This window comes from Paenibacillus sp. FSL W8-0426, assembly GCF_037969725.1.
GTDB classification, from domain to species: domain Bacteria; phylum Bacillota; class Bacilli; order Paenibacillales; family Paenibacillaceae; genus Paenibacillus; species Paenibacillus hubeiensis.
Genome location: NZ_CP150203.1, coordinates 6,230,888 through 6,245,723 on the forward strand (window position 1 = coordinate 6,230,888; position 14,836 = coordinate 6,245,723).

A 14,836-nucleotide genomic window follows, 5' to 3' on the forward strand; every position below is an offset into this window, starting at 1 on the left:
AAGAGGCCACATTACATACAAAGATTACGTGGCCAATTTTGCCGCTCGGCAATTAAATGACATCTATTTTGAATCACGGAGGGCTACAGTGCACATCGAATCCATCTTGCTTATCGTACTTCTGGGCCTGAACATCATTTTCGCAGCAGCGGTCGTCTTCTTCGAACGGAAGGATGCCAGCGCATCCTGGGCTTGGCTGCTCGTCCTCAACTTTATTCCAGTGCTCGGATTCGTACTATATTTATTAACCGGCCAGAATCTGACCCGTTACAGGCTGTTCCAGTGGAAAGAACGCAAAAAGCTCGGTTTGGAGGAACGCATCTCCGCCCAGCTGGAGCAGCTGAAAGACCACCGAGGGCCTTTCCTCAACACGGCCACCGAAAGCCATCAGGACATGATCTACATGAACCTGAAGCAGAACGGCGCGCTCCTGACGGAGGACAATGACGTCGAAATCATTACGGACGGCATGGATAAGTTCCAACGTTTGCTGAACGATATCGAGGCGGCCCAAGACCATGTCCACGTGCAATATTACATCTATAGAGGCGACCGCCTGGGCAAAAAAATCCGCGATGCCCTCATCCGCAAAGCGAGGCAAGGCATTAAGGTCCGCGTCCTGTACGACGCGCTTGGCTCGCGCAGGGTCTCAAACCGTTTTTTCAAAGAGCTCCGCGAAGCGGGAGGTTTGGTGGAAGTCTTTTTCCCATCCAAATTCAGCCTCATCAACCTGCGCATGAACTATCGCAATCATCGTAAAATCGTCATCATTGACGGCAATCTCGGATACACGGGCGGGTTCAATGTCGGCGACGAATATTTGGGGTTAAACTCCAAATTCGGCTATTGGCGCGACACACACCTGCGCATTCAGGGGAATGCCGTTCACGCGCTCCAGACCCGGTTCCTGCTCGATTGGAACGAAGCATCCAAACAGCATGACACGCCTTACGTGCCCGAACATTTCCCGAAAATCCAAGGTACGGGATCCACGGCCATGCAAATTGTGTCCAGCGGCCCTGATGCCGAGATCGAGCACATTAAGAACAGTTACCTGAAAATGATTAACGGGGCCAAACAATCCATCATGATCCAGACGCCGTATTTCATTCCGGACGCGAGCGTGTTCGAATCCATTCGCCTTGCCTGCCTGTCGGGCATTGACGTGCGAATCTTGATTCCGAACAAGCCCGACCACGCGTTTGTATATTGGGCCACGTTATCCTACATCGGCGAGCTGCTCAAAGTGGGGGCAAAAGCATTCGTTTACGACAACGGCTTCATTCATGCCAAAACGCTCATCATTGACCGCATGGTCGCATCCGTGGGAACGGCGAACATCGACTATCGCAGCTTCCGCCTGAACTTTGAGGTCAACGCCTTCATGTACGATGAAGGCATCGCCTCCAAACTGGCGAACACGTTCGAACACGATCTGAAAGTATCCCGGGAAATGACGATGGACGAATACAATCGGCGCAGCATCGTCATTCGCTTTAAAGAAGCCATCTCGCGGCTGCTCTCTCCGATTCTGTAAAATGCAAAAAGCAGGAAATCCCAGTCTGATGGGCTGGAGGATTTCCTGCTTTTCTTTGAATATCACGTTGTCCTGCTCGAGCAACCGATATCGCCTTTTTTTGACTGAGTACACTCTGCCTGTGACGATTAAACATGCTCCCGTTTGAAACCTTCGCCAAGCACCTCATGCGCATTGCTGATAATGACAAAAGCCCCCGGGTCCACGGACCGGATCAATGCTTTAAGTCTTGGCACCTCGCTCTGTCCAACCACGACCATCAGCACCGTCCGCTGGTTATCCGTATAACCTCCCCGTGCTTCCAGCTTGGTCAATCCACGATCCAGATCGGCGAGAATGATCTGTGTGATCGGTTCGATCTCGTTAGAGATGATGTATGCGACCTTGGAGCTGCCAAAACCCATTTCGACGCCATCAATCACTTTGCCGGTAATATACAGACCGATGAGGGCATAGAGCGACTGTTCCAGCGACAGCACAAAGCCCGCCAAAATGATCACCGTTGCATCCATGATTACGACGCAAATCGAATAACTGAGTCCGCTGTATTTCTGCACGATGCGAGCCATGATGCTCATGCCGCCCGTCGATCCCCGGCCGCGGTATACGATCCCGATTCCCAGTCCCGCGCCGATCCCCCCGTATAATGAACCGAGCAGCGGATTCATCGTTGGCACCGTCCAATCCTTCGTCAAATATACGAAGAGCGGCAGTACGATGCTGCCGAGCACGGAACGCACGCCATACTGTTTGCCGATCAACACGAACCCTGCGATCAGGAGCGGAATATTCAGTGCCCACTGGGTGTACGCCGGTTCCAGGCCAAGCCACTCTTTCCCCAGAATGGAGATGCCTGACACACCGCCCGAAGCGATCTGGTTCGGCAGTAAAAACAGATTGAAGGCCACGGCGATCAAAAACGATCCCACGATAATCAAGGCCGTATCCATAGCGGTCCGCCAGGGGCCGTTCAAGGGAATAAAGTTCGTCATTCTTTTCTTGCGGTTGTACTGCAAATGCGGTTGTTCCTGCATGTCATCTTGCTCTCCTTTGTTGTCCATAGTGCTATATATGCCATCCCGCCGATACGGGGATTACCAATGATGTTTAGAGATTTGTATTCAAGTTATATAAACCGCAATAATCATTCACATTAGGCCACTGCGTGCGCTGTACCATCTTCCGATCGCTGTTATCCCCAGATTTTTTGGATTCCCCTTTCTGAAGGGGAACATCCGGCTGCATCGTGCGCGCACAAAAAAAGCTCCTGTATAGACCAGCATACGCCTACACGTATCCAGTCCATACAGGAACTCGATTAATCGGTTTCCACTTTAATTTGGCTGCGCAAATAACCATCGATGAATGCATCGAGGTCGCCGTCCATTACCGCTCCGGTATTTCCCGTTTCCACAGAAGTACGGTGATCCTTTACCATACTATAGGGATGGAATACATAGGAGCGAATCTGGCTTCCCCATGCAATATCCGACTGTTCCCCTCGGATTTCATCCAGCTCTTTTTGCTGCTCTTCAATTTTACGCTCATACAGCTTCGAACGAAGCATCGTCATGGCCCGCTCGCGGTTTTTGATCTGTGAACGCTCGTTCTGGCACGTTACAACGACGCCTGTCGGGATATGCGTAATCCGTACTGCCGAGTCCGTCGTATTGATGTGCTGTCCACCCGCGCCGCTCGCGCGGTAGGTATCGATCTTGAGATCTTCCGTCCGGATGTCGATCTCGACCGTATCATCGATCTCTGGCACGACGTCGCAGGATACGAAGGAAGTATGGCGACGGCCGGAGGAGTCGAACGGCGAGATGCGCACCAAACGATGCACGCCTTTCTCCGCTTTCAGATATCCGTAGGCATTGTGCCCCTTGATCGAAAGCGTTACGCTCTTGATGCCCGCCTCGTCACCCGGCAAATAATCGAGCACTTCGACCTTGAAACCGCGTTTCTCGGCCCACCGCGTATACATTCTCAGCAGCATCTGGCCCCAGTCCTGAGACTCGGTACCGCCGGCACCCGGATGCAGCTCCAATATGGCGTTCATTTTGTCGTATGGCTGGTTCAGCAGCAGTTGGAGCTCGAATTGCTCCAGCTTTTCCACAATGGCGGCTACGCTGCCGCTTACCTCTGCCGCGAGATCATCGTCGCCCTCTTCTTCAGCCAGCTCGACCATCATGGCCGCATCATCATAATCCTGCTGCAGCTTGTTGTATTGGTCTACCGAACCCTTGACCGCATTCATTTCGGCGATGACGGATTGCGCTTTTTCATTATCGTCCCAGAAATCGGGCGCAGACATTTTCTCTTCGAAGTTCTCAATCATTTCCTTTTTGAGATCTAAGTCAAAGAGACCCCCTAAGGTTTGTTAGTTTCTTGCTGATTTCACGCAGGTCATGCTTTACGCTTGGATCAATCATGTGCAATTCCTCTTTTCATTAAAGTAAGCTCCCGGCAACCGAGGAACCCATAGGTTATCCTATGAAATCCCCGGCTGCAAGGAGCCATGTGTCCTGACTATATATTATTTCCTATTCTTGGCCATGGCAATGTTTGTACTTTTTGCCGCTGCCGCATGGGCACAGATCGTTGCGTCCCACTTGATCGGCTACGCGCACCGGGCGTTTCTCGGCAGGCTCGCCGCTGGTAGAGATTTTGCTCTCGTCCACGACCGCCTGACGCTCCTGATTACTTTCGATTTGGGCCCGCATTACGTATGTGGCCACTTCTTCCTGGATCGAAGCGATCATCTGATGGAACATTTCGAAACCTTCGAATTGGTACTCGCGCAGCGGATCGGTACCGCCATACGCACGCAAGTGAATCCCTTGGCGAAGCTGATCCATCGCATCGATGTGGTCCATCCATTTGCTGTCGACCGCACGAAGCACAACCACTTTTTCGAACTCGCGTACCATTTCAGGTCCGATTCGTTCTTCACGGGCGTTGTATTTCTTCTCTACTTTGTCGAAGAGATACTCGACGATCTCCTCGGCTTCTTTGCCCCACAGATCATCCTTGGTCACGGCGCCGTCATCCAGCAATTTGCTGTTCATGTAGTCGGCCACTTCCTGCAGCTCCCAGTTCTCCGGAATTTCGTCGCTGCAGTGCGCTTCGACAATACGCTCGATGGACGGTTTGATCATATCCATGACGATTTGTTTGATATTGTCGGATTCGAGCACCTCGCGGCGCTGTTTGTAAATGATCTCACGCTGTTGGTTCATGACGTCATCGTACTGGAGAACGACTTTGCGGACGTCGAAGTTGTTGCCTTCAACGCGCTTCTGCGCCGACTCTACCGCACGGGTAATCATGCGGCTTTCGATCGGCTGGTCTTCGTCAAAGCCCAGGCGCTCCATCATGTTCAGCACGTTGTCCGCGCCAAAACGTTTCATCAGTTCGTCGCCCATCGACAGATAGAACTGCGTGGAACCAGGGTCGCCCTGACGTCCCGCGCGTCCGCGAAGCTGATTATCGATCCGGCGCGATTCGTGGCGTTCCGTACCGATGATATGAAGGCCCCCGAGCTCGGCCACGCCTTCGCCCAGGATGATGTCCGTCCCCCGTCCGGCCATGTTGGTCGCGATCGTTACCGCGCCCGCCTGGCCCGCGCCGGAGATGATTTCAGCCTCTTCCGCATGGTACTTGGCGTTCAATACCTGGTGACGCACGCCACGGCGTTTCAGCATGTCCGAGATGCGCTCGGAGTTCTCGATGGACACCGTACCGACGAGAACCGGCTGTTTTTTCGCGTGGCGTTCCACGATCTCTTCCACCACGGCTTTGAATTTGCCGTCAACGCTTTTGTAGACGACGTCGGCGTTGTCGATCCGTTTGTTCGGACGGTTCGTCGGAATTTGCAATACTTCAAGCCCGTAAATCTTCTTGAACTCTTCTTCTTCCGTTTTGGCCGTACCCGTCATACCCGCCAGCTTGCGGTACATCCGGAAATAGTTCTGGAACGTAATCGTTGCAAGCGTCATGCTCTCGTTCTGTACCTCGATGCCCTCTTTGGCCTCGATCGCTTGGTGCAGGCCATCGCTGTAGCGGCGTCCGGACATCAGGCGGCCCGTGAACTCGTCAACGATCATGACTTCCTCGTCGCTTACCACATAGTCTACGTCCCGGCGCATGATGACATTGGCTTTCAGCGCCTGCACGATATGGTGGTTCAGTGTTACGTTGGCATGGTCGTACAGGTTTTCAATGCCGAACGCTTTCTCGGATTTTGCAACACCCGCTTCGGTCAAAGCTACGGATTTCACCTTGATATCTACGGTAAAATCCTCTTCCGGCGTCAGACGTTTCACGAAACGGTCCGCTGCGTAATACAGGTCGGTCGACTTCTGGGCTTGTCCGGAGATAATCAGCGGCGTACGCGCTTCGTCGATCAGGATGGAGTCCACTTCGTCAATGATACAGAAGAACAATGGACGTTGTACCATTTGTTCTTTGTAGAGCACCATGTTATCGCGCAAATAGTCGAAACCGAATTCGTTGTTCGTTCCGTACGTAATATCGCAAGCATATGCGTGCTGCTTAAGAGCATGGTCCATGCCGCTCAGGTTGACCCCGACGGTCATGCCCAGGAATTCGTAAATTTGTCCCATTTCGGCACTGTCGCGTTGAGCCAGATAATCGTTGACCGTCACGACGTGCGCGCCCTTGGATTCCAGTGCATTCAAATACACCGGCAGCGTTCCTACCAGCGTTTTACCTTCACCCGTTTTCATCTCGGCAATCCGGCCTTCGTGCAGCGCAATACCGCCAAGCATCTGTACGTCATAGTGGCGTTTGCCGAGCACACGGCGAGATGCCTCACGCACGGTAGCAAATGCTTCCGGCAGAAGCTCATCCGTCGTTTCTCCCTTTTCGATCCGGGCACGGAACTCCTCTGTTTTCCCCTTCAGCTGCTCATCGGAGAGAGCCTGAAATTCCGGTTCCATTTTATTAATGACGTCGACCGTCTTCATCAGACGTTTAACATCGCGTTCATTCATGTCTCCGAAGATCTTTTTGACAAGTCCTAGCATGGTATACCCCTTTCGTGCAAAACAGAATAGCCCCCCTGTTGCCGCACAGCGGCATCTTCGGATGATATCATCCACTTGCCCGGGGGTGACAATGTAATACAATACTATGAGATGAATCAACTCCAGGCTTGCAAGGGTCCCTCATGAAGCCGATTCGGTATTCAACCGGACCCGGGCCCATCCAAAATGAATCCGGAATCCAAGCCGGACGAATCATGTTCATGGTGCTGTGCCTGTCATTGATAATGATTGGTGATCATTCGTTGACAATTCCCCATCAGGACAATGATTCTCTTTCATAAATTGTAACAGTTTGTAAGAGACGCCGCAACACGGCACGGCCGACTTCTTTGATCTTTCGCCGCTCCTTTGGATGAAGAATAGTGCAAAAAATCATAGCCGTTAGCCGAAGCGTTCGCCTTCATAAGCGCATTCAAATCAAAACGTCCTCAGTATGAGGTTCTTTGGCGGGAAACTGGATCGCATTAGGTATGCTAGTCGCAAACCTGAGATTATATCCTACCCATGTATTAGACGCAGAAGCATAGGGAATAGTTTCACTAAACGGCATCCGAAACTTTTTCCACTCCTCCTAGGAAAATCCAAAACCAAAAGAGCCCCATCCCGATTGGATGTAGGCTCTTGTTATATCGGATCCAGGAATCAAAGATTCCCCATGTTCAAGTACGTATTAAATTAAGTATTCATTTCATACCGCAAGCGTTTGAAACAAGCCCATTATCCTTGCTCGATCAAACCGTATTTTCCATCATTCCGTTTGTACACGACGCTAACCTCTTCATTCTCAATGTTGGAAAAAACAAAGAAATTGTGGCCGACCATGTTCATCTGCAGAATGGCTTCTTCCACATCCATCGGCTTCAGCATGAAACGCTTCGTCCGGACCACTTCCAGATCGTCGTCCACTTCGGCATCCAGCTCGGCTGTAGCCGCAATTCCGGTGGGATCCTCCACAAAGAAGTTTTTCAGGCCGCTGTCCTGGCGGAACTTGCGGTTCAATTTCGTTTTATGTTTGCGAATCTGACGTTCCAGCTTGTCAATGACAGCGTCAATGGAAGCGTACATGTCATCGCTCTTGTCTTCGGCGCGGAGCACCAGACCTTTCAAAGGAATCGTTACTTCCACCGCATGCAAACCTCTGGTCGTACTTAAAGTAACCGTACCGTCAGAGTTAAGGGGTGCATCGAAATACTTCTCGAGTCTGCTCAATTTTTTGTCGACGTAATCTCTCAAAGCATCGGTAACCTCGATTTGTTGACCTCGAATACTTAAATTCATAGGGCACTCCTCCTTTTCCTTTGCTCCTTCATTATACCACGAATGTAAGCGCCATGTAAAAACTCCGGGTGTCCGAATAATGACATCTGCACGAGCCAGTTCTTCCAGCATAGGCCAATCGCCATATTTCGCGATTTCTCGCCATTTTTAGGCGTTATCCTTGATATATAAACCCCACTAATCAATCACACAAGGCCACTGCGAGCGCAGTACCATCTTTCGATCGCTGTTATCCCCCGATTTTTTTGATTCCCTTTTTCTAAGGGAAAAATCCGGTGATAAATGCGAACGCTCCGCTTCTCCAGATTGGTTCTGCCTCTCCGTTAACGTGTGTATGTTTTTTTGCGGTTTATATAGAAGTTTTTATAAAAACGGCGCTTGAGTATGTAAATTAACCGTTTTTTCGCTGTACCAATCGCTGTGGCACGAAGAGAAGACCAATCTATGAACGCAGGCTCTCGCTGATCCGGGCGGGCGGCTTCCGTTGACAACTTCTTCTCCCCTGCCCATACGGCCTGTATACGCGGCGTTTCATGCCCTGATCAGCCGGTTTTCCCAATTCAATTTCCCAACAAAAAAAGACCCTGGCCTGAGCCAAGGTCCTACGCTAGCGTTAATTCAATTCGGTAACCATCAAACCATGTATGTAGGTCGGAATCGCCCGGATGATTATAATTTGATTACGTTAGCTGCTTGCGGTCCACGCGCGCCTTCGACGATGTCGAATTCAACGGATTGACCTTCTTCCAAAGTTTTGAAGCCTTCGGATTGAATTGCGGAGAAGTGTACGAATACGTCGCCGCCGTCTTCAGTTTCGATGAAACCGTAACCTTTTTCTGCGTTGAACCATTTTACTTTACCTTGCATGCACTAACATTCCCTTCGTCATCAAATGAAGTGAAGCCTCAGCTCGAAAACCTAGCTCACAACTCAGACTATACCATCCAAACTTATCCATTGTCAATTGGTAATGCAAATGTTTTTCTGGAATTAATTTGTAGATTAATGATGAATTATGAGGAAAGATGGGTTTTCCAGTACTATACCAGCTTAAAGGCTACATGATAAGAAGAAATTAACCACTTTTCGAAAAAAGTAAACAGCCCCATAAAAAAATAATTAGCGAAAGACGCACCGTCTTATAACATGGTAAAATCAAGGAGAACAAACATCATCGATCAGGGGGAAAATACATTCATGCATTCGCGCTTCAGAAACAGAACTCCACTTTATGTTTTACTGTTAGCCATCCTGTTCGCAGGATTATGGGCTACGACCTTCTCGGATACAGCCGAGGCCAAGGGGGAACGCATACCTGCAGAGGAATTAAAGAAGATGAGCCGATTGTCTTTCACGTTGAAAGACGCCTACCAAACGCAATATACCGTCTATATTTTCGCCAAAGACGAAGATTCGACAATCTTGTCGGAAGAAGATTACTGGACGGGAAACCAGATCGGAGACGTAAATTACACGGGTACATATCAAGCAGCACTCGTCAAAAAAGGAACAAGCTACGGAATAGTCCAGTCGGTTAACCTTGATCTGCATTCCATCACAATGCCCCAGACCTGGCACTATACCGTCAAAAGCAAAGATGCCGGAACCCCGGATATGCTGGTGATCACGGAGTGGGGATCTTCCAACTTCAATCTGGCCAAAACGTTCATTATCCGTTCTGGAGAACTGCAACGCCTAAAGTTTGTCGATCATAAAGGAAAACAGATGGAGAACGGATACGGTTACCCCGCAGGTCGAGATGAAGGTATTCGCATGCTGTCGGATGCTCAAGTCCAATTCAGATTCTACAACAATACCGTATTCAAGTATGAAGTCAGCACTTTTAAACTGAATGTTAGCCAATCGAAACTGCACCTTACCGAGTCTCGCTATGTGAATATCGACCAGCCTGGCTGGCCCAACTCCGGCATCGGGGATCACGCCTACTTGGAGAGCCTTAAATCCGCCGCCAAGCAAGGGATACTTCCAGGTCAACCTGGCATCAAACTGGGCATGAAACACTCAGCGCTTCAGTCCCTTTTGAAGAAGGCCCGGTCTAGAGAAAACGGGGAATGGGGCGGGTATTACATCTATCCCCATTACGCCATCGGCTTTACCGATTATGTTCATGAATTGAACAAAAATTCGCGGATTATGGTATTCAATCTGTTCGTGGAAGAACGCAATCTGTACCCGGATACGGTCAAATTTTGGCTTGGCAAGCCCAAGTATGAAGGGTTTAACGAGGCAGAGGGCGGCTACGACATGATTTACAAGTTCGGGGATCGAACGTTGTCGTTCCACTATGCAGACGAATTTGAAGATCAAATCTATCTGGCAACGATATATTGAGTGCTGAAAAGAAGATGTTAGTATATCGTAAAATAAACAAGCCCCCAAAAATATCATGGTGGGCTTGTTATGAGTTCAAATCCTTAGGAGTACCTAACTTCTGGAGTCCTCTCTCCAGCCCCAAATGAAGTACGAGGCATCCAAACCTGTATGAAAAAGCAAATCAAAAATGGAAACGTAGTGGTCAAAGGGAGGGTAAAACTGACTATATTCGGGATAAGAATTATAGTCTTTATACACCAACTCTATCCCTGCTTCTTCAAATTTTGAAACTTCTATATAATTATTGGCTGATGGACCGGATACATAAACATCCGCACTCACTTTCTTCAACAGGTTCACCAGTCTGTCCAATTTTCTTCCTTCAACTTCAAATTCATTCGAATTTTTAAATGTAGCGGAAATACCCAGTAAATCTTTTGCTACATACTCATTGATGAATTGATTCAATTCCGATAGCCTATCCCACTTCTTCTCCGTATAGATATAATCCAAAAACGTTCTATATCTTTTGAAGTATGGGGCCTTGGAATACAATGCGTTTAATGTTTTATAGTGTTACAAAGCCCAGATGCTTCCCCTAGTTGGATGTCGGCCAAAATTGCAGCCATTTCAAGGGCATGAGTACAGGATGTGGTCAATAACGCATTGGATGCATCGAATTTGTTTCTGAACCATAGACTGCATTTTGAAGTGAAGGCGCCATCTCCCGAGAACTTGTTCAACTTAATGGCTTCCTCAACATACTTAATTTCTGTTCCAACAATCGCGGGAACATTATAGGGGATCATCCTAAATCCCTCCTTAGCATCATTACAAAAATTTCGGGTCATTCCTTACTTTGTCCATCATCCGTGCAAAAACTGCGTTCGGATCAAATATCTCTCCCGCACGATCCTTAGCCTTTTTTCTTTCTTGTAACCGGAATTCTTCACTGATTATCCAATGATCAATGTAGTTATCCAATTCTTCCAGACTATTGATCAGATTGGCTCCACCCAATACATGAGAAACATCCCCGATTGGATAAGATATGACAGGGACTCCTTCGTATAATGCATAAGCTGCAGAGGTCCCACCTCCGATTCTTGGAGGATTTAAATATATATCGCAAATGGAGTAGAGCGCAGATAGGTCATTTTGATATCCCATAAAAATAATATTTTCACTTAATGTATTAAAACTTTGAAAATGAGAACGCTCAATATCACCTACAATGAGTATCTTGATTTTGGGTTTTCTTGCAAGCAGAGAGTCAAGACCTTCAAGAAAATCTACGGAAAGATCTTCAACCAACCTGTTCCCTACAATGACGATGCTTAGATCTGACTCCGTTAATCCCCATTCTTCCCTGAACAATTTCTTTCCAGTACTGAATGCGGTGTAAGCAAGCTCACTCTCTACTAGCTGTTGCTCGCGGTCCTCCAAATACTTAAGCATTTTATAGTCAGACTCTTTGGTTTTTCGAAACAATACGGAGAAGGTTCCCATTGTAATAGGGAATTCCATTGTACAAGGTATAGTAATAACTGGCACATAGTTGGAGCATAGATCAGCTGTCAAATTTGATCCGCCTATGGAAAGAACGCATTCGGGCCTTACTTCTTTGATCATCTCGAAAATATAATTCATCTCTGAAATCGAGGGCATGCTCGCTTTGAATTGATAAAAGGTAAAGTTGTGCTCATCCAAAATATTAGGTTGGTTATATTGTTCAAAATAAGTATACTTTTTACCGTCAAAGTATGGAGTTGCCATTTCTCTTGGCATATCAGCCGTATTTATAAGGATTACATTTTTACCCATTTGATTTAACAGCATTTCGCAATAATCAATGGTTATTTTTGTAGGCGCATGATTTTTGGTAAGGAATTGATTGGTTATTACAACAACCAGACCAGAATTTCTGTTTTGGAGAGGTATCCACACATCTTTGCTAAAATTGGCGTTAAAAAAGTTATAAATATTTTCATATAACTGATTAAATCTTAAACCCAGTTTTTCTCTTAATTCAGGCATGCCAAATAATTTACTCATAAGCTGCCAATAAATAAAAATATACGACTCTGCATCAATTTCAGCATTATTCTCCATAATACCCATTATTCTGTTCAGGGCATTGTATGAATTCGACTTTGATAGCAGAAAAGAATCGATAAAAATCTGAATTCTCCAATCATATCCATAACCTTTAAGCTCCATTAGGCTTTCTATACCGGGTATATCATTTATTTGGTTTTCTTGTGCCGCATTTTCAAAAAGGTCATTCAAGTTATTAATGGCCACTTCAATCGAAGAACCCTGATTTATAATCTGCTCTATGGAGTTAACCATAATACAACCCCTCCCGAACATCCATCAGGATGTTTATCCAGTTCATTTAATTAATATATCGGCTTGCAGTCTGAATATCATAAGGCGATATCTTCTTTCACGCATCGGAAACCTTAACCCACGAAGCTATCATTCGTTTCACGTCCCTTGAAAAAAATAGAACCAGCTGCGCTCAAAGGCAACACCGGTTCTACCTCACCAATTCATATAATTTAATTTTTTCTGGCTACAATCTGAAGCTGACCAAGATATTCAGAACCCGAGGAAATTTGAAGGATCTCAAAATCATGCATTTTCATCAAGATACGCAACGAAATATGATCATACAAGATGACATGCAGGGGTGGGTCTAAATGTCTCCATTGACTCCCCCTATGATAACTAGCACTGGAATTGACATTAGGGGTATTGGCCACAAATAGCCCGCCTTTTTTCAATATCCTCTTAACATTCTTCATGAAATTATGAGGAGTCGGAATATGTTCTATGACATCCCATGCAGTTACTACGTCAAAACTCTCATCTTCATATAATTCATCGTTCAGAGTTCCTGTAATAATGTTTAATCCATAGTTTTCCCGGCCTTCATTGGCAGCTTTTTCAGAAACCTCTATTCCAGCCACAGTCCAATAACGGAATTGCGCTTCGGCCAGAAAATGTCCCGTAGAGCAGCCGATATCGAGCAGTACCCCTCTCGGGTAACGCGTCTGATTAACGAAAGATTCAACCAAATCCATTCTAATTTCGTAGTTACGCATCATCCCAGGTGTGATGTCCGAGATCTCTGTGCTCCAACCCATCTTTTGCCGATGCTCTTTGGAATAATACATATTCTGATAAAATAAGGTCAAATACTCCTCCGTTGGTTGAGGATCCATAAAAACGGAACCACAGTTATTGCATCGATGCAGACTAGTATCAAAACGGTCGTGTCCCTCGATATGGTACAACTCGGCGTAGCTTTGCCCGCTGCAAATGGGGCAAGCGTTTAATTCATCTTTGTATTGGTACCCTTTCGTTGTTCCGGTTTGTGACCGATTCGGTCCTTGGGATTCATAGGAACTCAAAACACCGATAATTTCATTAGCCCTATGTTTATAGGTATGCTTATCCAAAATGTGATTGTAAAGTTCGCCAACCAATTCTTCCCTTTCGTTCCTATGGGTCAAGTAATAATCGGCCTTCACCAATAAATCCTCAAGACTGACAAACGATATTGCTTCCCATGCATCAGGAAAAACAAGTTCCATATCCTTTTTGTAGTCGCTTAATACAAATCCTTTGGAAGCAAATACATCGAATACTCGATTATTAACGGATGTCTCCAATTGAAGTGAGGATATGTTCAAATTCACAGCATGCAGTTGATACACCTGGGACAATTCCTCATAAGGAATAGCCGGATGATTAATGGTATACTCATTCAGTTTCTGCTGGGAGCCATAAATATGCATGTCCACGCCAATGAGGCTTCCAAGAACTTGCCTTCTAAAGATCGAACTTCCTCGTACGTGAATAGGGCCGTAGATGTTGGTCCAAAATTCCTCAGGATAATTTTTATAAAGAAAGGCAATAGGCTGAAACTCTTCTAAAGAGAGTGCCTTCATGCAAATATCATATACCGGAATGTGGAAATCAGCTGATTTTTGATGGATAACATAATCGATGAATCTTTGTTCGATATGGTAATTCATTTGATCGAAGGGAGGACATAGATTCATGCTTCCGACGAATGCAAGCTGGTTTTCTTGTCTCTGAATATCGGGAATAGGATGAAACTTTCTTGGATTCGTCGCCAGCAAAATCGGGTGAACCCGATTAATACCTTTTTCAATAAGTATTCTTTGGAAATAACTATCCCACACAAAATGATAATAGAACGAAGGATTCTCAATGAATTCATTTTGATGGACCTTATCCAAAACAACAATGGGGTTATCATAGTGAAGGCAAATTACAGGAATTCCGCTATTCCTCCATACAAAATCGCCCCATTTATCCCTTATGATACCTTTATAACCATAACCTATGATATAATCCGGTTTGAAATTGAGAACCGAATGGTAACCTATGGTATTGAAATTTCCATCTAAGGGAACAGTCAGTACTTCTGCTCCAACCTCTTCAAATGCCTGAGCGTAATCATGAATAACATGGGGTCCAATTTGCCCTTTACCTTGCAAAAATGCGATCTTCAAGACTTCATCTCCCAATAATCCGTCTATAGTCTGTTCATTTCATAAAAAAAATTAAAACAGCCTGGTTC

11 protein-coding genes are annotated in these 14,836 nt (G+C 46.6%); 2 read left to right on the forward strand and 9 right to left on the reverse strand.

All coding sequences use genetic code 11. The annotated features are described in order from the left end of the window. Positions 1–88 precede the first annotated feature (88 nt). A complete protein-coding gene (cls, locus tag MKY59_RS28290) occupies positions 89–1,537 on the forward strand; it encodes a cardiolipin synthase (protein WP_339274901.1) in 1,449 nt (482 codons plus the stop codon). Between the two features lie 128 nt (positions 1,538–1,665). Here cls and MKY59_RS28295 read toward each other — a convergent pair whose 3' ends face one another. The 5 genes from MKY59_RS28295 to MKY59_RS28315 form a co-directional block, all read right to left on the reverse strand. Next, entirely contained in the window at positions 1,666–2,529 is an 864-nt protein-coding gene (locus MKY59_RS28295) for a YitT family protein (protein WP_339278491.1), read from the reverse strand. Positions 2,530–2,855: 326 nt separating this feature from the next. Next, positions 2,856–3,969, reverse strand: a protein-coding gene (gene prfB / locus MKY59_RS28300) for a peptide chain release factor 2 (RefSeq protein WP_236420911.1) whose coding sequence is annotated in 2 segments (ribosomal slippage) — positions 2,856–3,896 and positions 3,898–3,969 — 1,113 coding nt in all. Because the reading frame shifts where the segments join, the coding sequence is not laid out codon by codon here. 111 nt (positions 3,970–4,080) lie between these two features. Further along, entirely contained in the window at positions 4,081–6,585 is a 2,505-nt protein-coding gene (gene secA, locus MKY59_RS28305) for a preprotein translocase subunit SecA (protein WP_236420912.1), read from the reverse strand. Positions 6,586–7,323: 738 nt separating this feature from the next. Then, positions 7,324–7,884: a ribosome-associated translation inhibitor RaiA gene (gene raiA, locus MKY59_RS28310; protein ID WP_339274904.1), complete on the reverse strand. Its 561-nt coding sequence runs from the start codon at positions 7,882–7,884 to the stop codon at positions 7,324–7,326. Between the two features lie 669 nt (positions 7,885–8,553). After that, the gene (locus MKY59_RS28315) at positions 8,554–8,751 is read right to left on the reverse strand and encodes a cold shock domain-containing protein (RefSeq protein ID WP_024631599.1); all 198 of its coding nucleotides are present in this window, start codon (positions 8,749–8,751) and stop codon (positions 8,554–8,556) included. A gap of 330 nt (positions 8,752–9,081) precedes the next feature. On the opposite strand from MKY59_RS28315, the gene MKY59_RS28320 reads away from it, so the two are divergent. Next, positions 9,082–10,236, forward strand: coding sequence for a hypothetical protein (locus MKY59_RS28320; RefSeq protein WP_339274906.1), 1,155 nt, complete (start codon positions 9,082–9,084; stop codon positions 10,234–10,236). A 93-nt stretch (positions 10,237–10,329) separates the two neighbouring features. Here the strand turns inward: MKY59_RS28320 and MKY59_RS28325 are convergent, their stop codons facing one another. From MKY59_RS28325 to MKY59_RS28340, 4 genes are all read right to left on the reverse strand, one after another. Beyond that, positions 10,330–10,773 (reverse strand): WbqC family protein, encoded by a 444-nt coding sequence (locus tag MKY59_RS28325; RefSeq protein ID WP_339274908.1) that lies wholly within the window; start codon positions 10,771–10,773, stop codon positions 10,330–10,332. A gap of 5 nt (positions 10,774–10,778) precedes the next feature. After that, positions 10,779–11,027 (reverse strand): hypothetical protein, encoded by a 249-nt coding sequence (locus MKY59_RS28330; protein WP_339274910.1) that lies wholly within the window; start codon positions 11,025–11,027, stop codon positions 10,779–10,781. Positions 11,028–11,049: 22 nt separating this feature from the next. Continuing rightward, positions 11,050–12,570, reverse strand: a complete 1,521-nt coding sequence (locus tag MKY59_RS28335; RefSeq protein ID WP_339274912.1) for a glycosyltransferase — start codon at positions 12,568–12,570, stop codon at positions 11,050–11,052. A 212-nt stretch (positions 12,571–12,782) separates the two neighbouring features. Then, entirely contained in the window at positions 12,783–14,768 is a 1,986-nt protein-coding gene (locus MKY59_RS28340; RefSeq protein ID WP_339274913.1) for a methyltransferase domain-containing protein, read from the reverse strand. Positions 14,769–14,836 lie beyond the last annotated feature (68 nt).

What these genes read in the sequence shown, in the direction of transcription:
- MKY59_RS28315 (WP_024631599.1), bottom strand. Translation starts at nt 8,751, where the DNA reads ATGCAAGGTAAAGTAAAATGGTTCAACGCAGAAAAAGGTTACGGTTTC.
- MKY59_RS28320 (WP_339274906.1), top strand. Translation starts at nt 9,082, where the DNA reads ATGCATTCGCGCTTCAGAAACAGAACTCCACTTTATGTTTTACTGTTA.
- MKY59_RS28335 (WP_339274912.1), bottom strand. Translation starts at nt 12,570, where the DNA reads ATGGTTAACTCCATAGAGCAGATTATAAATCAGGGTTCTTCGATTGAA.
- MKY59_RS28295 (WP_339278491.1), bottom strand. Translation starts at nt 2,529, where the DNA reads ATGACGAACTTTATTCCCTTGAACGGCCCCTGGCGGACCGCTATGGAT.
- raiA (WP_339274904.1), bottom strand. Translation starts at nt 7,884, where the DNA reads ATGAATTTAAGTATTCGAGGTCAACAAATCGAGGTTACCGATGCTTTG.
- MKY59_RS28330 (WP_339274910.1), bottom strand. Translation starts at nt 11,027, where the DNA reads ATGATCCCCTATAATGTTCCCGCGATTGTTGGAACAGAAATTAAGTAT.
- secA (WP_236420912.1), bottom strand. Translation starts at nt 6,585, where the DNA reads ATGCTAGGACTTGTCAAAAAGATCTTCGGAGACATGAATGAACGCGAT.